The 19,765-nt window shown below is 70.9% G+C and carries 17 protein-coding genes; 1 reads left to right on the top strand and 16 read right to left on the bottom strand.

Annotated elements, in window-relative coordinates:
• Nucleotides 1–37: 37 nt before the first annotated feature.
• From AB0K67_RS39275 to AB0K67_RS39350, 16 genes are all read right to left on the bottom strand, one after another.
• The gene (locus AB0K67_RS39275) at nt 38–2,590 is read right to left on the bottom strand and encodes a phenylalanine--tRNA ligase subunit beta (RefSeq protein WP_364070392.1); all 2,553 of its coding nucleotides are present in this window, start codon (nt 2,588–2,590) and stop codon (nt 38–40) included.
• The gene (pheS, locus tag AB0K67_RS39280) at nt 2,590–3,630 is read right to left on the bottom strand and encodes a phenylalanine--tRNA ligase subunit alpha (RefSeq protein WP_364070425.1); all 1,041 of its coding nucleotides are present in this window, start codon (nt 3,628–3,630) and stop codon (nt 2,590–2,592) included. The genes AB0K67_RS39275 and pheS overlap by 1 nt, the downstream gene beginning before the upstream one ends.
• A gap of 131 nt (nt 3,631–3,761) precedes the next feature.
• A complete protein-coding gene (locus AB0K67_RS39285; protein ID WP_364070394.1) occupies nt 3,762–4,853 on the bottom strand; it encodes an ATP-binding protein in 1,092 nt (363 codons plus the stop codon).
• Nucleotides 4,854–4,902: 49 nt separating this feature from the next.
• Nucleotides 4,903–5,706, bottom strand: coding sequence for an RNA methyltransferase (locus tag AB0K67_RS39290; protein ID WP_364070397.1), 804 nt, complete (start codon nt 5,704–5,706; stop codon nt 4,903–4,905).
• 112 nt (nt 5,707–5,818) lie between these two features.
• Nucleotides 5,819–6,202 carry a 50S ribosomal protein L20 gene (gene rplT / locus AB0K67_RS39295; RefSeq protein ID WP_148031211.1) on the bottom strand — a complete coding sequence of 128 codons (384 nt, stop codon included), beginning with the start codon at nt 6,200–6,202 and terminating at the stop codon, nt 5,819–5,821.
• 24 nt (nt 6,203–6,226) lie between these two features.
• Entirely contained in the window at nt 6,227–6,421 is a 195-nt protein-coding gene (gene rpmI, locus AB0K67_RS39300; RefSeq protein ID WP_026215152.1) for a 50S ribosomal protein L35, read from the bottom strand.
• Nucleotides 6,422–6,544: 123 nt separating this feature from the next.
• Nucleotides 6,545–7,132 carry a translation initiation factor IF-3 gene (infC, locus tag AB0K67_RS39305; protein ID WP_364070428.1) on the bottom strand — a complete coding sequence of 196 codons (588 nt, stop codon included), beginning with the start codon at nt 7,130–7,132 and terminating at the stop codon, nt 6,545–6,547.
• A 265-nt stretch (nt 7,133–7,397) separates the two neighbouring features.
• Nucleotides 7,398–8,273 (bottom strand): shikimate dehydrogenase, encoded by an 876-nt coding sequence (locus AB0K67_RS39310; RefSeq protein ID WP_364070399.1) that lies wholly within the window; start codon nt 8,271–8,273, stop codon nt 7,398–7,400.
• Between the two features lie 503 nt (nt 8,274–8,776).
• Nucleotides 8,777–9,934: an endolytic transglycosylase MltG gene (gene mltG / locus AB0K67_RS39315; RefSeq protein WP_364070401.1), complete on the bottom strand. Its 1,158-nt coding sequence runs from the start codon at nt 9,932–9,934 to the stop codon at nt 8,777–8,779.
• Nucleotides 9,935–10,145: 211 nt separating this feature from the next.
• Nucleotides 10,146–11,168, bottom strand: a complete 1,023-nt coding sequence (gene mltG, locus AB0K67_RS39320; RefSeq protein WP_364070404.1) for an endolytic transglycosylase MltG — start codon at nt 11,166–11,168, stop codon at nt 10,146–10,148.
• Between the two features lie 925 nt (nt 11,169–12,093).
• Nucleotides 12,094–12,573, bottom strand: coding sequence for a Holliday junction resolvase RuvX (ruvX, locus tag AB0K67_RS39325; RefSeq protein WP_364070407.1), 480 nt, complete (start codon nt 12,571–12,573; stop codon nt 12,094–12,096).
• 1 nt (nt 12,574) lies between these two features.
• A complete protein-coding gene (alaS, locus tag AB0K67_RS39330) occupies nt 12,575–15,247 on the bottom strand; it encodes an alanine--tRNA ligase (RefSeq protein ID WP_364070409.1) in 2,673 nt (890 codons plus the stop codon).
• 133 nt (nt 15,248–15,380) lie between these two features.
• Nucleotides 15,381–15,599 (bottom strand): hypothetical protein, encoded by a 219-nt coding sequence (locus tag AB0K67_RS39335; protein WP_364070411.1) that lies wholly within the window; start codon nt 15,597–15,599, stop codon nt 15,381–15,383.
• A gap of 8 nt (nt 15,600–15,607) precedes the next feature.
• Nucleotides 15,608–16,045, bottom strand: a complete 438-nt coding sequence (locus tag AB0K67_RS39340) for a DUF948 domain-containing protein (RefSeq protein WP_364070413.1) — start codon at nt 16,043–16,045, stop codon at nt 15,608–15,610.
• 85 nt (nt 16,046–16,130) lie between these two features.
• A complete protein-coding gene (locus AB0K67_RS39345; protein WP_364070416.1) occupies nt 16,131–16,997 on the bottom strand; it encodes an oxygenase MpaB family protein in 867 nt (288 codons plus the stop codon).
• 75 nt (nt 16,998–17,072) lie between these two features.
• Complete coding sequence (locus tag AB0K67_RS39350) at nt 17,073–18,374, bottom strand: replication-associated recombination protein A (protein ID WP_364070418.1); 1,302 nt, start codon at nt 18,372–18,374, stop codon at nt 17,073–17,075.
• 342 nt (nt 18,375–18,716) lie between these two features.
• Between AB0K67_RS39350 and AB0K67_RS39355 the strand changes: the two genes are divergently transcribed.
• Nucleotides 18,717–19,619, top strand: a complete 903-nt coding sequence (locus AB0K67_RS39355; RefSeq protein WP_364070421.1) for a peptidylprolyl isomerase — start codon at nt 18,717–18,719, stop codon at nt 19,617–19,619.
• Nucleotides 19,620–19,765: the final 146 nt, after the last annotated feature.

Consider the following 19,765-nt stretch of genomic DNA (forward strand, 5'->3'; position numbering starts at 1 on the left):
GGCCGGAGCGGCGAAGCTCCGGCCCCGGGCGAACGGCTCAGCCGCGGAGCTGGGCGCCCACGCGGTCGGCGGCCATGGCCACCGCCGCGTCCCTTGCCGCCGTGGTCTCCTCCACGGTCAGCGTACGGTCGGGCGCGCGGAACCGCATCGAGTAGGCGAGCGACTTGTTGCCCTCGCCCACCTGCTCGCCCTCGTACACGTCGAACAGCCGGATCGACTCCAGCAGCTCGCCCGCGCCGTCGCGCAGCGCCGCCTCGACGTCGGCGACCGGCGTGAAGTCGGGCACGATCAGCGCGACGTCCTGGGTGGCGACCGGGTAGGCCGACACGGCGGGCGTCTGGACCGGACCCGGCATGGCGGCCTCGAGCCGGGACAGCTCGAGCTCCATCGCCGAGGTGCGGGGCGGCAGCCCGTACGCCTCGATGACCCGCGGGTGCAGCTCACCGGCGTGCCCCACCAGCGTGTCGCCCACGTAGAGCGCGGCGCACCGGCCCGGGTGCCAGGGCTCGTGCTGGTCGGCGCTGATGGACAGCTCGAGCCGTGCCTCCTCGGCGACCAGCCGGGCCGCCTGGACGGCGTCGGCCCACGAGGCCGCGCGCCCGCGACCCCACCAGCCGGACCGCTCGAACTCGCCGGCCAGCACCACCGCGACCCGCAGCGGCTGGTCGGGCAGCGCCGACTCGATGGTGGCCAGCTCGTCAGCGGTGGGCCGCCGCTCGACGCCGAGCACCGGGGCGACCTCGGGCGCGCCCTCGCGGGGCCGGTAGACGGCGCCCGACTCGAACAGCGCGACGTCGGTGAAGCCGCGGCCGACGTTGCGTACGAGGGTCTTCAGCAGGCCCGGCAGCAGCGTCGTCCGCATCAGCGGCTCGTCCTCCGACAGCGGGTTGGCCAGCCGGACGGCGCGGCGGCGCGCGTCTTCGGCGGGCAGCTGCATGCGGTCGAAGTCGTCGGGGCTGACGAACGGGTAGCTGAGCACCTCGACGTAACCCGCCTCGGCGAGCGTCCTGCCGACCCGCCTGCGCAGCCGCTGGCCCTCGGTGAGCCCAGCGCCGGCCGGGGCGGAGGGCAGCACCGACGGGAGGTTCTCGTAGCCCTCCAGCCGGATGACCTCTTCGGCCAGGTCGTTGGGGTCGGTGAGGTCGGGCCGCCAGGACGGCGGGGTCACCGTGATCATGTCGTCGCCGGTGATGGCCAGCTTGGCCGCCAGCTCCCCGCCGGTGACCACGCCGGTCGGGTCGACGCCGCCCTGCCGCACGGCCGGATCGGCGCCGTCGGTGACGACGCAGCCGACCTGCCGCAGGCGCTCGACCACGGTCTCCTTGGAGTAGGTCACTCCGGCCACCCGGCCCGGATAGCCGGCCGGGATCGCGATGCGGGCGGGCGTCACCTCGACGTCGGCGTGGGTGACGCCGGGCTGCACGGTGGCGCCGCCCAGCTCGGCCAGCATCTGCACGGCCCGCCACGAGGCGACGAGCGGCAGCTCGCGGTCGACGCCGCGCTCGAACCGCTTGGACGCCTCGGAGACCAGCCCGTGCCGCCGCGAGGCGCGGGAGATGCCGGTGGCGGAGAAGTGGGCGGCCTCGATGACGATGTCGGTCGAGGTGTCGGAGATCTCGGTCTCCAGGCCGCCCATGGTGCCGGCGATGGAGATCGGCCCCGACTGGTCGGTGATGAGGATGTCGTCGGGGTCGAGCTCGCGCACCACGTGGTCGAGCGTCTCGAGGCGCTCGCCCGCGACGGCCCTGCGCACCACGATCTCGCCGTTGAGCTTGCCGCGGTCGAACGCGTGCAGCGGCTGGCCGAGCTCCAGCATCAGGTAGTTGGTGATGTCGACGGCCAGCGAGACCGGGCGCATGCCGACGCGGTGAAGGCGTACGCGCATCCACAGCGGGCTCTTGGCCTGCGGGTCGAAGCCGCGCACCTCGCGCAGCACGAACCGGTCGCAGGCGGTCGGGTCGGCGATGGACGCCGGCCACGACGGCTCGGTCTCGGCGGGCGGCTCGACGTCGGCGGGGTCGCGGAAGGCCACCCCGAACGCCGTGGCGACCTCGCGCGCCACGCCGCGGATCGACAGCGCGTAGCCGATGTCGGGGGTGATCTCCAGCTCGATGACGTCGTCGCGCAGCCCGAGCAGCTCGACCACGTCGGTGCCGATGGGCGTGCCGGCCGGCAGCACCATGATGCCGCTGTGGTCGTCGCCCAGGCCGAGCTCGCGCTCGGAGCAGATCATGCCCTCGGACATGCGCCCGTACGTCTTGCGCGCCCCGACCTCGAACCCGCCGGGCAGCACGCCGCCGGGCAGCACGACCGGCACCCGGTCGCCGGCGGCGAAGTTGGTGGCGCCACAGATGATCATGCGCGGCGTCGCCTCGCCGACCTCGACCTTGCAGTGCCTGATCGGCTTCTTGAAGCCGGTCAGCTCCTCGATCTCCAGCACCTCGCCGACGACGACGTTCTTGACGTCGTGGCCGTGCGAGGTGATCGACTCGAGCTTGAGCCCGGCGGCCGTGAGCTTGTCGGCCACCTCGTGGGCGGTGACCGCCGGGAGATCGACATACTCCCGCAGCCAGGAAAGCGGGACCTTCATCAGATCTCCATTCCGAACGGGAGCGTGAAGCGCACGTCTCCCTCGACCATGTCACGCATGTCCTCGGCGTTGTGGCGGAACATCAGCGTCCGCTCGATGCCCATGCCGAAGGCGAACCCGGAGTACCGGGACGGATCGACGCCGCAGGCGACGAGCACGCGCGGGTTGACCATGCCGCAGCCGCCCCACTCGATCCAGCCCTCCGACTTGCAGGTGCGGCAGGGCGGGTTGCCGGGCACCGCGGAGGCGCCCCGGCAGACGAAGCACTTGAGGTCCATCTCGGCGGACGGCTCGGTGAACGGGAAATAGTTGGGCCGGAACCGCGTCGTGATGCCCTTGCCGAACATCACCTCGGCGAACCGGTCGAGCGTGCCCTTGAGATGGGCCATCGTCAGGCCCTCGTCGACGGCCAGGCCCTCGGTCTGGTGGAAGACCGGGGTGTGGGTGGCGTCGAGCTCGTCGGTGCGGAACGTCTTGCCCGGCGAGATCACGTAGACCGGCAGCTCGCGCTGGAGCAGCGCCCGGATCTGCACGGGCGAGGTCTGCGTGCGCAGCACCATGCCGGAGTCGGTGGAGCCGACGAAGAACGTGTCGTGGTCGGAGCGCGCCGGGTGGTCCTTGGCGATGTTGAGCGCGTCGAAGTTGAACCACTCGCCTTCGAGCTCCGGTCCCTCGGCCACTTCGTAGCCCATGGAGACGAACGCGTCGGCGATGCGTTCCTGAAGCGTGGTGAGCGGGTGACGGGCGCCGCGCGGCCGACGGTCCCACGGCAGGGTGACGTCGACGGTCTCCTCGATGAGGACGCGGGCGTCGCGCTCGGCCTCCAGCTCGGCCTGGCGGGCGGCGAGCGCTTCGTTGATGGCCTTACGGGCGGCACCGACGCGCCGGCCGGCCTCGGCGCGGGCGGCCGGCGGCAGTGCGCCGATCTCGCGGTTGGCCAGGGCGATGGGCGAGCGGTCACCCGCGTGCGCCAGCCTGGCCTGCTTGAGTTCGTCGAGGTCGCCGGCCGCCTTGATCGCCGCGATGGCGTCGGCCTCCATCCGGGACACCTCGTCGGCGTGCAACGGTGTCACCTCGACGGGATCGTAGTCAGACAAGAGTGAGCTCCGTATCCAGGGCTTGAGCGGAAGAGAGTCTAGTGGGGCCTGCCCACCGGGCCCGAACGCGACGACTAGACGCCGGCGAAGTCGGGCGTGCCGGTGGGCAAGGTAAATCGGAACTCAGCTCCGCCCTCGGGCGCGCGCTGCACCGTGATCGTGCCGCCGTGCGCCTCGACCAGGCCCTTGACGATGAACAGGCCGAGACCCGTGCCGCCCCGGCGGCGGCTGTTGCCGCCCCGCCAGAACTGCCTGAAGACGCGCGGAGCCAGCTCGGGCTCGATGCCCTCGCCCTCATCGCGCACCGACACGGCCACTCCCCATTCGATGGACTCGATCTCGATTGTCACAGTGCCGCGCCCGTGGCGCAGCGCATTTTCCACCAGGTTACCCAGAATCTGGTCGATCTTGTCCTGGTCGAGCCACATCTCGGGCAGGTCGTCGCCGACGATCAGCCGGAAGCGGTCCTCCGGCTCGCCGGCCGCGACCCGGCCCGCGATGAGGCGGCGCGCCCTGGCGGGCAGGTCGACGACCTGGCGGCGTACTTCGAGCCGCCCCGACTCGATGCGGGAGACGTCGAGCAGCTCGGTGATGAGCCGGGTGACGCGGTCGGCGTCGTTGTTGACCGTCTCCAGCATGACGAGCTTCTGCTCTTCGGTGAAGCGGCTCCACTTCGCGAGCAGCGTGGCCGTGAAGCCCTTGACGCTGGTCAGCGGCGAGCGCAGCTCGTGGGCGACGGTCGAGACCAGGTCGGCGCGGCTGCGCTCGAGCCGGGCGCGCGCGCCGCCGTCGCGCAGGGTGATCGTGACGCGCTCGACCTCGCCGCCGCGCTCGGGCTCGCGGACCAGCCGGGCCGCGACGTAGAGCTCCTGCCGGCCGGGCAGGTGCAGCGGCCGCTCGGGCACCCTGATCCGGGTGCGCAGCCCGCCCTCGGGGTCGAGGGCCTTCCACCAGTCGCGCCCGTCGTGGTCGCGGAACGGGAAGACGTCGTTCATGTGCCGGCCGACGGCGCGCTCTGCCGGGATGCCGGTGAGCCGCGTGGCCGCCCGGTTGACGGCCAGCACGCGCCCGTATCGGTCGGTCACGATAAGGCCGTCGGGGAGATCGTCGATGGCTATCGTGCACGCGGCCGCGACTACTCGCCCGTCGGTGTCTGCGCCGTGCACGCCTCGCCTCCTCCGCCTACAACGCCGACAATAGCGGGTTTCCGGTCGCCTAGGGCACCCGCTGCGCCCTGGCCGAGGAGTAAAGGCACACCGCCGCGGCGGTGGCCAGGTTCAGGCTTTCCGCCTGTCCGTAGATGGGCACCCTGACCACATCGTCCGCCTCGGTGAGTATCTCCTCAGGCAACCCCCAGGCCTCGTTGCCGAAGATCCACGCGGTCGGTCCCGAGAGATCGACATCGTCGAGCGTGTGCTTGCCCGCGCCGTCGGCCGCCAGCACGCGCAAGCCCCGCTCCCTGAGTTGACGCACGGCGGGCCTGACCGGTGCACCGATCGTGACAGGTAGATGAAAAAGGCTTCCGACGCTGGCGCGCACGCACTTGCCGTTGTACGGGTCCACCGACGCGTCGGTGAACACCACCGCGTCCGCCCCCGCCGCGTCCGCCGCCCGCATGACGGTCCCCGCGTTGCCCGGGTCGCGCACGTGCGCGAGCAGCGCCACCAGCCGCGGCTCGCCCGCCAGCGCCTCGTCCAGCGGCACGTGGACGAGCCGGCAGACGGCCACCAGCCCCTGCGGGGTGACGGTCTGCGACAGCTCGGACATGACCTCGCCGCTGGCCCGGTGCACGGGGATGCCCTTGAGCGTGGCCTCGGTGATCAGCTCGGGGTGGCGCAGCTCGGCCTCGGCGGTGCTGAACAGCTCCAGCGTGACCCCGTCGAGCTTGAGCGCCTCGCGCACCGCCTGCGGCCCTTCGGCCAGGAACTTCCTGTCCTGCTCGCGGAAGGCGCGCTTGGTGAGCCGCCGGGCGGCCTTCACCCGCGGCGATCTCACGTTGGTCAGCTCGGACCCGGCCATCGTCTCCCCCAAGTCGTACGGACGCTGCAGCCCGCTGGTTCAACCGCAGTGCGTGCAGACAGCAACAAAGGGCCCACCGTCATCGGTGGGCCCCTCGGTCAGGTCAAGCGCTTCAGCCCGCGGCCGGAGCGTTCACGTTCGCCGGGAGCGCCTTCTTGGCGGCCTCGACGAGCGTGGCGAAGGTCTGGCTGTCGTTGACCGCGAGGTCGGCGAGGATCTTGCGGTCGACCTCGATGTTGGCCAGACGCAGGCCCTGGATCAGACGGTTGTAGGTGATGCCGTTCTGCCGGGCGGCGGCGTTGATGCGCTGGATCCACAGACGACGGAACGCGCCCTTACGGTCCTTACGGTCCCGGTAGGCGTACGTCATCGAGTGGAGCATCTGCTCCTTGGCCTTGCGGTAAAGGCGAGACCGCTGGCCACGGTAACCGGTCGCCCTTTCGAGAACGACCTTGCGCTTCTTCTTGGCGTTGAGCGCCCGCTTCACGCGTGCCATGTTTCTTCTCCCCGGGGGTTCGCGCTACTTGGCGAGCAGCTTCTTGATCTTCTTGGTGTCGGCGTCGGAAAGGACGACCTCGTTCTTGAGACGGCGCGTCAGCGTGGACGACTTCCACTCGTTGTAGTGCGCGCGGTTGGCACGGCGACGCTTGATCTTGCCGGAACCGGTGAGCCGGAACCGCTTCTTCGCACCGCTGTGCGTCTTCATCTTCGGCATGATCGCCGTCTCTCCTCGTTTCGGTCGTGCCGGTGGCCGGGCCGGTGCTTTCCGACCCGGTCGCGGCGTCTTGGTCTACCGGTGGCTGGCTGGGGTGTTTGTAAGGCTAACCCCAACCGAAGGTCACGCTTCCCGTGTGGAAGAGCCCTCGTTGCCACGTTGCGCCTTGGCGGCGGCCTTTTCGGCCTTAGCCTCGGCCTTCTTCTTGTGCGGACCGATCACCATGATCATGTTACGGCCGTCCTGCTTGGCGTGGGATTCCACGAAGCCGAGGTCCTGGACGTCTTCCGCGAGCCGCTGCAGCAGCCGGAAGCCGAGCTCAGGCCGGGACTGCTCACGCCCGCGGAACATGATCGTGACTTTGACCTTGTCTCCCGCCTTGAGGAACCGCACCACGTGACCCTTCTTGGTCTCGTAGTCATGCGGGTCGATCTTCGGCCGGAGCTTGATCTCCTTGATGATCGTGTGCGCCTGATTCTTGCGCGCCTCGCGCGCCTTCATCGCGGACTCGTACTTGAACTTGCCGTAGTCCATGAGCTTGCACACGGGCGGTCGAGCCGTGGCCGCGACCTCGACGAGGTCGAGGTCGGCCTCCTGGGCGAGCTTCAGCGCGTCGTGAATGGAGACGATGCCGACCTGCTCGCCGTTCGGGCCCACGAGGCGAACCTCGGGAACTCGGATACGCTCGTTGATGCGGGGCTCAGTGCTGATGGGGCCTCCTAGGTTTGCGATCCCTACGTGCTCGTCGTTACGGAGCTTTTCACGAAAACGCGAAAAGCCCCGCACGTCGCGCATGCGGGGCCACTGAGCTCTTCGGCTTTCGTGGCCTCGAGCTCCCCGGAGAAGTCCGGCGTGATCCTGGACCCGGCCACCTCGCGGCGACTCAGGTGGGAGGGAGACCTCCGCTTGCGCGTCCAGCAAGGCATGCCGGACCGATCAGAGAGCTACACTACCACAACGCCGGAGCGTTCTCGAATCATCCCGCCGGGCCGTCCGCATGCGCGGCGGCCTCCTGGCGGCGGCGCAGCTCGGCCTCTCCCGCGGCACGCATGGCCTCGACCGGCACATCGGTCATCCCGGTCATCAGCTCCACCTGCCGCACCGCCTGGTGCAGCAGCATCTCGAAGCCTCCGATCACGATGCCGCCCGCGTCGCGCACGGCCGTCGCCGCGGCGGTGGGCCAGGGCGCGTACACCACGTCGAACAGGGCCGGCACGCGCGCCAGCCGGCTCGCGTAGGCATCGGCCGCGCCGCTCGGCAGCGTGGAGATCACCAGATCGACCTCGATGCACGCGTCGAGCTTGGCGAACGTCTCCACCGCCAGCGCCACGCCGAGCCGCTCGGCCACTGCGGCGGTCTCCCCCGCCCTCGCGGGATCGCGGACGAGCAGCGTCGCGGAGTAGAGCCCCAGGCCGCGCAGCGCCGCCAGCGCGGAGGCCGCCGTCGCGCCGCCGCCCAGCACGGTCGCCGAGCGCGGCGCGGGCACCCCGGCCTCGGCCAGCGCCCGCTCGATGCCGTAGACGTCGGTGTTGTCGCCGTGGCGCCGCCCGTCGCGGAAGACCACCGTGTTGGCCCCGCCGACCTCGACGGCCAGGTCGGAGACCGTGTCGAGCAGGGGCAGCACGGCCCGCTTGAGCGGCATCGTGAGCGACAGCCCCGCCCAGGCTCGGTCGTCGCCGCCGCCCTGCCCGCGTACGGGGGTCAGCTCGGCCAGCAGGCCCGGCAGTCGTTCCTCGTCACACTCGAACGCCTCGTAGCTCCACCCGTCGAGCCCCATCGCCCGGTAGGCGGCCCGGTGCAGGTGGGGCGAGAGCGAATGGCCGATGGGCGACCCCATCACGGCAGCTCGCATCACGCACGTCCTTTCCAACCAGGCAGCACCCTACCGCCGTCCGGCGGCCACCCGGAGGCACCACGTCGCCCTGCCCTGGAGCACCCGTGCCGAGCCGCCCCGGACCGCCGCTTCAGGTACCGCCCGCACAGCTCGTCGGACCGCGCCGGATCATGCCGAGCCGCACCTGGCCGCGGATCCAGGCACCGCCCGCGAGACGTCCGGCACACCCCGACCGCTCGCGCCGCCTTCTAGCGCGCGCCCGCAGGAGGGCCGCTTCGGGCATCCGCGCGCCGCGTGGAGTGCGCGAGCGACGGGAGGCCGCCCCGGGCCGCACCGACGCGTCCCGTGAAACACGCGAGCGCCAAGAGAGCCGCCTCCAAGCACGCCGGCGCGTCCCGTGAAACGCACGAGTGCCGGAAGGCCCGTCTCCGGGCGCCTGCCCGCGCGTCCCGTGGGGTGCGCGGGCGGGTGCCCGGAGGTGAACGACCCGGCCTTCGGCCGTCCGTAAGTGAACGGCCGGGTCAGCCGCCGCAGCCGCCGTTCGCCCTGCACTTGGCGACCAGCGCCTGGTGCTCGGTCTCGGTCTCGGCGAACTCGGTGACCTGGCTCTTGGGGTCGGTGGCCACGAAGAACAGCCACTGCCCCTTGGCCGGGTTGAGCGCCGCCTCGATGGCGTGGTCGCCGGGGTTGGAGATGGGCCCTGGCGGCAGCCCCAGGTACTCGTAGGTGTTGTACCGGGACTTGGTCTTCAGGTCGGCGCCGGTGGCGTACGTGCCGAACTTGTTCAGCGCGTACATGACCGTGCTGTCCATCGACAGCTTCATCGGCGGGTTGCGCGAGAGCCGGTTGTAGATCACGCGGGCGATCTTCGGCATGTCCTCCTGGCGGCCCGCCTCGGCCTGCACGATGCTCGCGATCGTGATGATCTCGTGCGGCGTGTAGCCCAGCTCCTTGGCGCCCGCTTCGAGGTCGAGCTTCTCTGCCGTCTGGTTGAACCTCTTCACCATGGCCGCGAGGATCTGCTTAGCCGTCGACTTGGGCTGGAACTCGTACGTCGCCGGGAAGGCGTAGCCCTCCAGCTTGCCCTTGGCGTACTTCGGCAGGTCGAGGCTCTCGGTGTCCTTGGCCGCGGCTTTGAAGTCCTTGAGCGGCCTGCCGGTCTTCTCGGCGAGCTGGGTGAGCGTCTGCGACAGCCGCAGGCCCTCGGCGATGGTGAAGGTGTCGCGCAGCCGCTTGTCGTGGTCGAGCAGCTTGACGGCCTCGGCGGCGGCCATCTTCTTGCGCATCTTGTACTCGCCCGGCTGGAGCGAGCCGCTCTTGTTCGCGTTCGCGATCGCGTTGGTGAACGCTCTCGCGCTGGCCACGACGCCCTTGCGCTCCAGCTCCTGCGCGACCTCGGAGGCGCTCTGGCCGTCCTTGATCTCGATGATCACCTCGCCGGTGCCGGCTCCGGTGTAGTCATCGGGTACGAGAGCGTCGTTGATCCAGCGGTAGCCGTAGTAGCCACCGCCGCCGATGATGCCGGCCAGCACGATGAAGGCCAGCAGCGGCGCGAGGAAGCCACCGCGGTTGCGGCGCCTGCGACGGCGGCGACCGCGTCTGCCGCCCCGGGAACGGCGCCGAGGCGAGCCTTCGTCGTCCTCGGGGCCGAGCAGAGTGTTGAGATCGAGATCGTTCATAGATGCGCTGGCCAATCTCCCGGCACTGCCCGCCAGGCGTCAAGCGGATCTGCCCAACCGGCTGGTATCACCGAGCGAAACGGGGGTAGCCGCCGGACGCACCAGGACGACCGACGGGGATCACTCTGGGTAGCCATGCTAGGGGACGGAAAGAGGACGCATGCCCCATATGGGGACATTTGCGCCGGGACAGTGCGGGTCCCATCGAACATCAGCTCGTCCCGAGGTTCTTGTTCAACTCTTCCCGGTATCTCACGAACTCGCTCTCTTTGTTGGTGAATTTGGTGATTCTATGCGCGGGATCCGTGGTAACAAACCAGTGCCAATCGCCTTCAGCCGGGTTCAGAGCGGCCATCAGTGCCTTCTCGCCGGGGTTGGCGATGGGCCCTGGGGGCAGCCCCTTATGCCGGTAGGTGTTGTAGGGAGAGTCCACCTTGGTGTCACTCTCCGTCACTCTCAGTGTCCTCCGGTTCTGCGCGTACAGCACCGTGCTGTCGATCTCCAGCGGAGTGCCTTTCGCCAGCCGGTTGTAGATCACCCTAGCGATCTTCGGATAGTCCTCGTCCGTGCCGCCCTCTGCCTGGATCATGCTGGCGACCGTGACGACCTCAAGCGGTGTCAGGTTCACCCGCTTCGCGCCCTCTTCGAGGCCCACGTGGCGGGCCGCGGCGGCGAACCGCTCGACCATCGCCGCCAGCACGTCCACGGCGGTGTCACCGGGCTCGATCTCGTACGTGGCGGGGAACAGGAAGCCCTCCAGTCCCGGGGCGTACTTGGGCAGGCCGACGAGGGCCTTGTCCACCTTGCGCAGCTCCTCGATGGGCAGCCCGGCCAGCTTGGACAGCCGGCTGAACACCTCCTGGACCCGCAGCCCCTCGGGCACGGTCACCCGCCGCACCACCCGCGATCCGGGCTTGAGCAGCAGGTCGAGCGCGGCCACCGCGGCCATGCCCCTGCGCAGGCGGTAGTGGCCGGGCCGCAGCCGGTCGGTCACCGCGCGCTCCTCCGCCGCCCGTACGAACGACTGCGCGCTCGCCACCACCCCGGCCTCGGCCAGCGCCGAGCCGATCGTGTACGCGCTCGACCCCGGCGTGATCCGCACCGTCACCGAACCGCTGCCCGGCCCTTCGAAATCGGCGGGACTGAGGTACGGCTTCACCACCGTGATCGCGCCCAGCCCGAGCGCCAGCACGCCCGCAAGCAGCCCGGCCGACAGCAACCCGGCCTTCCGCAACGCCTTCTTCCGCCGCCCAGGCTCCTCCTCACCGCCGGCTGCGGAACGGCCCTCGTCCGCACCTCCAGTACCGCTTCCGGGCGGCTTTTCGTCTCCGGCTCCGGTTAGGGCCTCAGCTCCCGCCTCGGTCGCGCCCTCGGCCTCCTCGCCCTCAGCCGTGGCCTCGGAAGCGTGATGAGCCACGGAGGCACGCTCCGCCCCGGAAGGGGCTTGACCCGCCGTAGCGGGCTCTGCCCCGGAAGCGCCTTGACCCGCCGTAGCGGGTTCTGCCCCGGAAGCGCCTTGACCCGCCGTAGCGGGCTCTGCCTCGGAAGCGGCTTGAGCCGCGGAGCCGGGCTCTCCCTCGGAAGCCTCCCGCGCCTCGGCACCTGCCCGCTCCCCTGCTGAAGCGGGCGGCCCACCAGGCGCGGCCGTCCCACCGGAGGCGGCACGAGCCGCCGAAGCGGACTCCGGCCCGAAGGCGGACTGAGCCGCGGAGCCGCGCGCGGCCTCGGCAGCAGCCTGGGCCTGCGCGGGCTTCTGGGCCTGCGCGGGCCTCTGGAACTCCGACTCGGCCCGCGACGTGGGCTCCAGCCCTTCAGCAGCCGCGTCCGAGCCGGCCTCGGCCGGTCCTTCAGCCTCAGTCCGTGTTCCGGGTGTCGGCGGGTGGCCGGAGGAGGAGCGGTCGGAGCTTTCGGGCTCGTCCTCCTCCGGCAGGAACGGGATCACGTCGCCGAGGTCGTCCTCGTCGCCCGGTGTCCTGGTCATGCGACCACCTCACCGGCCGCGCAGGACGCCGGATGCGCGCCCCGGACAGGACGACCGCACCGGGCAGGACCGCACCGGGCAGGGCGACCGCACAGGCCGGGAGGACCGCCCAGAGGGAAGCCGGTCACAGCGGTCCGAAGTGAGGGCCGCCGGCGCTGTGGTGCGAAGGCCGGCGCGCTCATTGGGCAGGTCCGTCGGCCGCGCGTGGCGGTTCGACGGGCCTGCCTGGTGGTCTTTCTGTGGCGCGCTCGGAGTCGAGCGCGTCCTGCAACAGCACGACGGCCGCCGCCTGGTCGACGACGCCGCGCTGCTTCTTGGCCCGCACGCCGCTGGCCCGCAGGCCGTGCTGCGCGGTGACCGTGGTCAGCCGCTCGTCGAACAGGCGGACGGGCGTGGGCGCCAGCCGCGCGGCGAGCTTGGCGGCGAACTCGCGCGCCAGCCCGGCGGCCTGGCCCTCGCGCCCGGACAGCGAGGTGGGCAACCCGACCACGACCTCGATCGCCTCGTGCTCGGCGACGATGGCGGCGATGCGGTCGAGGTCGCCCTTGCCCCGCTTGACAGTCTCGACCGGCGTGGCCAGCAGCCCTGACGGGTCGCTGCGGGCCACGCCGATGCGCACCGAACCGACGTCGACGCCGATTCGTGAACCGAACCTCATGTCAGCCGAGCTGCCCCGAGATCGCCTCGTCAACCAGGCGCAGCGCGTCGTCGATCGCCTCCGGCCGCGAGCCACCGCCCTGTGCGACATCGTCCTTGCCGCCACCGCCACCCCCAAGAGCCTTGGCGGCGACGCCGACCAGCTGTCCGGCCTTGAGCCCCCGCTCGCGCCCCGCCTCGTTCACCGCGGCAACCACCACGGGCCGGTCGGAGGGGACGCCGACGATCACGATGACCGCCGGCCGGTCGGCCGGGAACCTGCCTCGTACATCAAGCGCGAGCTTACGCAGGTCATCGGCGCCGGTGCCATCAGGCGCGCGGTGTGTCACGACGGAGACGCCCCGCAGGTCGCGGGCCTGCGACACCAGGTCGCCCGCCACCTGGAGCACCTGGGCGGAGCGGAGCCGCTCCAGCTCCTTCTCGGCGGTGCGCAGCCGGGTGACGATGCCCTCGATGCGCTCGGGCAGCTCCTCGCGGCGCGCCTTGAGCTGCTCGCTGAGCTGGTTGACCAGCACGCTCTCGCGGGCGAGGAAGCGGAAGGCGTCGAGGCCGACGAGCGCTTCGACGCGGCGCACGCCCGCGCCGACCGACTGCTCGCCCAGCACCTTGACCAGGCCGAGCTGGCCGGAGCTGTGGACGTGGGTGCCGCCGCACAGCTCGCGGGAGTAGTCGCCGATCTCGACCACGCGGACCTCGTCGCCGTACTTCTCGCCGAACATGGCGAGCGCGCCCATCGCCCGCGCCTCCGCCTGGGAGGTGTAGAAGGCGTTGACCTTGAGGTCGTTGATGAGCACGGCGTTGACCTCGTCCTCGACGTCGCGCAGCACGCTCGGCGGCACCGCGCCCGCCGCGGTGAAGTCGAAGCGGAAGCGGCCCGGGGAGTTCTCGGAACCGGCCTGCGCCGCCGTCTCGCCGAGCGCGTTCCTGAAGCCGCGGTGGACGAGGTGGGTGGCGCTGTGGCTGCGCGAGATCGCGCGGCGGCGCTCGATGTCGATCTCCGCCTGCGCCTCGTCGCCGACCCGCAGCTCGCCGCTGCGGACCTTGCCGCGGTGGACGATGAGGCCCTTGAGCGGCGACTGCACGTCGACGACCTCGACCTCGGCCCCGCTGGTACGGATGACGCCCTGGTCGGCGAGCTGGCCACCGCCCTCGGCGTAGAACGGGGTGCGCTGCAGCACGACCTCGACCGTGCTGCCGGCGCCCGCCGCGGGGACCGGCGCGCCGTCGACGAGGATGCCGACGATCTGGGTGTCGGTCTCGGTCTCGTCGTAGCCGAGGAACTCGACCTTGCCCGCGGACTCCAGCAGCTGGCCGAACACCGAGATGTCGGCGTTGCCGGTCTTCTTCGCCGCCGCGTCGGCCTTGGCCGCCGCCCGCTGCTCCTTCATGAGCCGGCGGAAGCCCTCTTCGTCGACCTTGAGGCCGTGCTCGGCCGCCATCTCCAGCGTCAGGTCGATCGGGAAGCCGTAGGTGTCGTGGAGCTTGAACGCCTGGTCACCGGAGATCGTGGTGCCCTTCTTGCGCTTGGTCTCCTCCACGGCCACGTCGAAGATCGCGGTGCCGGTGCGCAGCGTGCCGAGGAACGACGCCTCCTCGGCGTCGATGACCGCGTGGATCTGCGGCGCGTCGGCCTTGAGCTCGGGGTACTGCTCGCCCATCACGTTGATCGCGACGTCGGTCAGCTCGTGCATGTAGCGCTCGTCGCCGGAGCCGAGCAGGCGCAGGTTGCGGATCGAGCGGCGCAGGATGCGGCGCAGGACGTAGCCGCGGCCCTCGTTGCCCGGCAGCACGCCGTCGGCGACCAGCATGGTGCCGGTGCGGACGTGGTCGGCGACGACCCGCAGGCTGACGTCGGCGCGCGCGTCGCGGCCGTAGCGGGTCTTGGTGAGCTCGGCCGCCTTGTCGAGGATCTTGTACGTGGTGTCGATCTCGTAGATGTTGTCGACGCCCTGCAGGATCGCCGCCATGCGCTCGAGGCCCATGCCGGTGTCGATGTTCTTGCTGGGCAGCTCGCCGGAGATGTCGAAGTCGGTCTTGGACCGCACCGCGCTCAGCTGGTACTGCATGAACACGAGGTTCCAGACCTCGAGGTAGCGGTCCTCGTCGGCGACCGGGCCGCCCTCCTTGCCGTATTCGGGGCCGCGGTCGTAGTAGATCTCCGAGCAGGGGCCGCCGGGGCCGGGCACGCCCATGTGCCAGTAGTTGTCCTCCAGGCCGCGGCGCTGGATGCGGTGCTCGGGCAGGCCGACCTTGTTGCGCCAGATGTCGAACGCCTCGTCGTCCTCGACGTAGACCGTCGCCCACAGCCTGTCCTCGGGGAAGCCGAAGCCGCCGTCGGACTCGGACCTGGTGAGCAGCTCCCACGCGAACGGGATCACCTCGGCCTTGAAGTAGTCGCCGAAGGAGAAGTTGCCCAGCATCTGGAAGAACGTCGCGTGCCGGGTGGTCTTGCCGACCTCGTCGATGTCGGGCGTGCGGACGCACTTCTGGACGGTGGCCAGCCGTGACCCCGGAGGCCTGCGCTGCCCCAGGAAGTACGGCTTGAACGGCACCATACCCGCGTTGACCAGGAGAAGCGTCGGGTCCTCAGCGATCAGGCTGGCCGAGGGCACTATGGTGTGCCCACGCTCCTCGAAGAAGCGCAGGAAGCGGCGCGCGATCTCTGCCGACTCCATGGTGGCCATCCTTTGCTGTAGTCGATCTTGTGTTGTAGGTGGTCGATGAGCCCGTGAACGGCCGGTGTGACCGCCGGTCCACCGGCTCGGGGCCGCACTCCGGGCCGTCCACTGTAGCCGCCGGCCGAGGCCGTCAGGCGACGTCTTCAGCCTTGTCGAGGCCGAAGCGGGCGCGCAACTCGGTTTCGCGCGCCGCGGCCTCGCCGAGTGCGTCAGAAGTAAAGTCTCTCACTCGCCGGAGCATGCCCGCGGCGTTGTCGGCCGTCCGGCGGGCGATGTGGTCGGGCTGCAGGGCCTGCAGCCGGCGCATCACCCAGAAGGCGAGGAACGCGCCGAGCGAGATGTAGAACATCCGGCGGATCATCGGGCCCGCCCCTGCGCGTGCTCGGCGACCCTCTGCCCATTCGCCTGCGCCTGGGGCCGCTGCTGAGTCCGTACGGGGCGGCGCGGCCTGCGCGCCTCGATGGCCCTGCGCACGCCGTAGGTCAGCGAGGACACCTTGATGAGCGGCCCGGTGAAGATGGTCTGCGTGACCGCGCTCAGCTTGGCGGCGTGGCCGCTGACCTGCTTGACGTCCTTGGCGATGGCCTCGACGGCGACGAGCTGCCTGTTGGTCTCGTTGACCGTCACGCTCACGTCGTCGAGCAGCGGCGCCAGGCGCTTGTTCAGGTCGGAGACCGCCTTGGTGGTCTCGGTGAGCAGCCTGGCGAGCTTGACGAGCACCATGGCCATGACGCACACCAGGACCACCCAGCCCGTGGCGGCGATCAGCCCGGCGACCTCTCCAGCGGTAAGCATCCGCGCATCTCCCTCGTACGCTGGGCCGGAACGTCAAGACCCTATCGCGTTCGGGTGACAACGTTAGTGCGGAAAGCTCCCCCGTTCAGGCAGCCACGTCGGCTTCCGGCGTCCGCGCCGCCGCTCTCATGAGGGCGCGTGCGGCTCTGATCTCGGGCGCCACCAGTCGTTGCGGCATGGCCGAGGCCGCCGCGCGCAGCGCCTTGAGCGCGGTGGCCGCCGCGTAGCGGGCCGCCGCGTCGCCGGGGCAGCCGTACATCCGCCTGGCCCATCCCGGCAGCGTCGCGAACGCGAGCGCGCCCACGGCGGGCAGCGAGCCGGGGCCGAGCGGCGGCGCGAGCAGCGCGGGAGGCCGCAGCGACGGCCGGAGGTTGACGAGGAGGCGCAGGACGGCGCGGGCCTCGCCGGTGACCGACAGCCCCGGGCGCATCCGCGCGATGTGGTCGTCCAGCTCGGCGGCGCTGCCCGGCACGTCGTCGAGGCCCATGAGGCGGGCGGCGCGGCGCTGCTCGGCCACGTACGCGTCCCGCTCCCCCGGCGTCAGCGGCACCCCGGACAGCCGGGCGATCTCCAGGTGGGAGGCCACCTCGGCGCAGTGGGACCAGCGCAGGCACTCGGGCTCGTCGAGCCGGAACAGCGTGCCGGTGCCGGTGTCGAGGCCGACGAGCCTGGCGTGCACCTCGCGGGCCTGCCCGCAGGCGTGCTCGGCCTGCTCGCGGGTGCCGAAGGCGCGCAGCGCGATGAAGCCGAGCCGGCGCTTCAGCCAGGCCCCTGCCGACTCCTGGTCGTCGAGCAGGAAGTTCTGCACGATGCCGCGGATCGTACGGGGGTGCAGGGCCTGGAGCTGGACGGCGCGGACGACGGCCGGCCAGGCCGGCGCCTCGGTGTGGATGCGCCAGGTGATCGATCGGGGGCCGAAAAGGCCGCCGCCGGGGGTAACGGTCGCCTTCACAACGATCGTGATTCCCGGTGATCACCGATTTAGTACGGCTTTGGATGATTCGATGGCGCAAGTGACCGGATGCGGTCACGACCCCCGCAGGAAGTCGCGGATCTTCGCCCACCGCTCGGCCACCGGCGCCTCGGCCCCGTGGCGGGTCGGCTGGTAGTAGCGCCGCCCGCGCACCTGCTCGGGCGCGTAGTCCTGGCGCACCAGCCCGTGCTCGAAGTCGTGGGGGTACTTGTAGCCCTCGCCGTGGCCCAGCTTGCCCGCCCCGGGGTAGTGGGCGTCGCGCAGGTGGTTCGGCACCTGGCCGATGAGCCCGCGGCGTACGTCGCCGATCGCGGCTCCGATGGCCTTGACGACGGCGTTGGACTTGGGCGCGGTGGCGCAGTGGATGACCGCGTGCGCGAGGTTGATCTGCGCCTCCGGCAGCCCGATGAGCTGCACCGCCTGGGCGGCGGCCACCGCGGTCTGCAGGCAGGTGGGGTCGGCCAGGCCGACGTCCTCTGAGGCGAAGATGACGATGCGGCGGGCGATGAAGCGCGGGTCCTCGCCGGCCTCGATCATGCGGGCGAGGTAGTGGAGCGCCGCGTCGGCGTCGGAGCCGCGCATCGACTTGATGAACGCGCTGATGACGTCGTAGTGCTGGTCGCCCTGCCGGTCGTAGCGTACGGCGGCCTTGTCGACGGCCTTCTCCACCACCTCGACCGTGATGTCGTCGGCCAGCAGCGCCGCCGCCTCCAGGTAGGTGAGCGAGCGCCGCGCGTCGCCGCCGGCGAGGCGGACGAGGTGGTCGAGCGCCTCGGGCGCGAGCGTGTTGCGCCCGCCGAGCCCGCGCGGGTCGGACACGGCCCGCCGCAGCACCGCGCGTACGTCATCGTCGGACAGCGATTCCAGCGTGAGCAGCAGCGAGCGCGACAGCAGCGGCGAGATGACCGAGAAGAACGGGTTTTCGGTGGTGGCGCCGATGAAGGTGACCCAGCGGTTCTCCACGGCGGGCAGCAGCGCGTCCTGCTGGGCCTTGTTGAAGCGGTGGACCTCGTCGACGAAGAGCACGGTCTGGCGGCCGGTCATGCCGAGCTCGCGCCGCGCGGCGTCGATGGCGGCGCGGACCTCCTTGACCCCGGCGGAGACGGCCGAGATCTCGACGAAGCGGCGCTTGGTGACGTTGGAGACGACGTAGGCGAGCGTGGTCTTGCCGGTGCCGGGCGGCCCCCACAGGAACAGCGACATGGGGGCCTCGCTCTCGACCAGGCGCCGCAGCGGGGTGCCGGGTCCGAGCAGATGCCGCTGGCCGATGACCTCGTCGAGCGTGCGGGGGCGCATGCGCACGGCGAGCGGCTGCGGAGTGGCCTCCTCGGCAGCCGAATCGAACAGGCTATCCACAACGCGAGATTACACGCTGCGGCACGCCCGCCATGACCGGACGGCCCTGCCCCCGGAGTCTCCGGCCCGGAAGACGCGGCAGCCCGCCACGGCCGGCGCGACCGTCGGCACCGCCAGGACGACCGTGACGGGCCGGCCGTAGCGGTGGCCGGGCAGGGCGCCGCGGGCGGGGCGGGTGGCTCCTTGGTCTACCTTTCACCTACGACCGGCTTGGCCTTATGGTTCGAGGTCCCAAAGGTCGCTTGCTTCGGCTTTCGTCACTTACGTCCGCCACATATCGAAGGCCGGTAGCATTCGCGAAGTTGTTTGGTCATACCTTGGCAAAGACGAGAGGACATAGCGGTGAGCGGCGACGACCGCCAGAGCGAAGAGGACCGCCAGAGAGAGCTGGCGCGGGAGCACAAGGAACGGCAGGCGAAGCGCGCTGCCGAGCAGACCGCCAAGGCGAGGCGGAACACCCTCATCGGCGCGGCCGTGGCCGTCGTCGTGGTCGCGGGCGGCATCTTCGCGGCGACCACCTTGGTCAACAACGATCCGGGTGAGGCGACGGCGCAGAGCGACCCCTCCGCCAGCACCGGGGTGCTGCCCGAGCCGACTCCGACGCCGACCAGGACCGGCCCGGTGACGTGCGAGTACAAGCGCGACAACTCGGTGCCCCACAAGTTCGTGGGCCTGCCGCCGAAGAGGCCGAGCAAGAGAGTCCTGAAGTTCCAGCAGATGACGATCCAGCTGAACCGCGGCAAGGTCGTCGTGGACCTGATGACGGACGCGGCTCCGTGCGCGATCAACTCGCTGCACTTCCTGTCGCAGAAGAAGTTCTACAACAACATGAAGTGCCACCGCCTGGTCACGCCCGACGTCTCCGGCGTGCACATGCTGCAGTGCGGTGACCCGCAGGCCAAGGCCGACGGCAAGAACCCGACGGACGGCCAGGGCACCGCGGGCTACATCTACGCCGACGAGAACATCGACATCCCGGTCGGCAAGGGCGTGGTCTTCATGACGCAGCCGGGCGACGCGGCCGGGCTGAACAACAGCCAGTTCGCCATCTCGCTGTCCGACGAGAACATCCAGATCGGCGCCGGCTACTCGGTCGTCGGCATGGTCAGCGAGGGCATGGAGATGCTGCAGGGCCTGGCCAAGGACGGCTCCGACCTCATCGTCAACGAGGCCGACATCACCGGCGACGGCGGCACCACCGCGCCGCGCGACCCGGTCATCATCAAGCGCATCACCTTCTCCTGAGCCGCGGGCCGGCGCGGCCCTCCGGCTCCGCGCCGGCACGGCCCTGTCGGAACCTGCGCCGGCACGGCCCTGTCGGAACCTGCGCCGGCACGGCGACGGCCCGGGTGCCCCGCGCGGGGCAGATCGGAAGAGCGTCGGGGAGGGGA

The sequence above is a fragment of the Nonomuraea sp. NPDC052634 genome (assembly GCF_040678535.1).
In the GTDB taxonomy this organism is placed as follows: domain Bacteria; phylum Actinomycetota; class Actinomycetes; order Streptosporangiales; family Streptosporangiaceae; genus Nonomuraea; species Nonomuraea fastidiosa.

Bases quoted from the DNA above. Each gene is read 5' to 3' on its own strand.
- AB0K67_RS39275 (WP_364070392.1), bottom strand. From the start codon at position 2,590: ATGAAGGTCCCGCTTTCCTGGCTGCGGGAGTATGTCGATCTCCCGGCG.
- pheS (WP_364070425.1), bottom strand. From the start codon at position 3,630: ATGGAGGCCGACGCCATCGCGGCGATCAAGGCGGCCGGCGACCTCGAC.
- AB0K67_RS39290 (WP_364070397.1), bottom strand. From the start codon at position 5,706: ATGGCCGGGTCCGAGCTGACCAACGTGAGATCGCCGCGGGTGAAGGCC.
- rplT (WP_148031211.1), bottom strand. From the start codon at position 6,202: ATGGCACGCGTGAAGCGGGCGCTCAACGCCAAGAAGAAGCGCAAGGTC.
- rpmI (WP_026215152.1), bottom strand. From the start codon at position 6,421: ATGCCGAAGATGAAGACGCACAGCGGTGCGAAGAAGCGGTTCCGGCTC.
- AB0K67_RS39310 (WP_364070399.1), bottom strand. From the start codon at position 8,273: ATGCGAGCTGCCGTGATGGGGTCGCCCATCGGCCATTCGCTCTCGCCC.
- mltG (WP_364070401.1), bottom strand. From the start codon at position 9,934: ATGAACGATCTCGATCTCAACACTCTGCTCGGCCCCGAGGACGACGAA.
- ruvX (WP_364070407.1), bottom strand. From the start codon at position 12,573: ATGAGGTTCGGTTCACGAATCGGCGTCGACGTCGGTTCGGTGCGCATC.
- alaS (WP_364070409.1), bottom strand. From the start codon at position 15,247: ATGGAGTCGGCAGAGATCGCGCGCCGCTTCCTGCGCTTCTTCGAGGAG.
- AB0K67_RS39335 (WP_364070411.1), bottom strand. From the start codon at position 15,599: ATGTTCTACATCTCGCTCGGCGCGTTCCTCGCCTTCTGGGTGATGCGC.
- AB0K67_RS39340 (WP_364070413.1), bottom strand. From the start codon at position 16,045: ATGCTTACCGCTGGAGAGGTCGCCGGGCTGATCGCCGCCACGGGCTGG.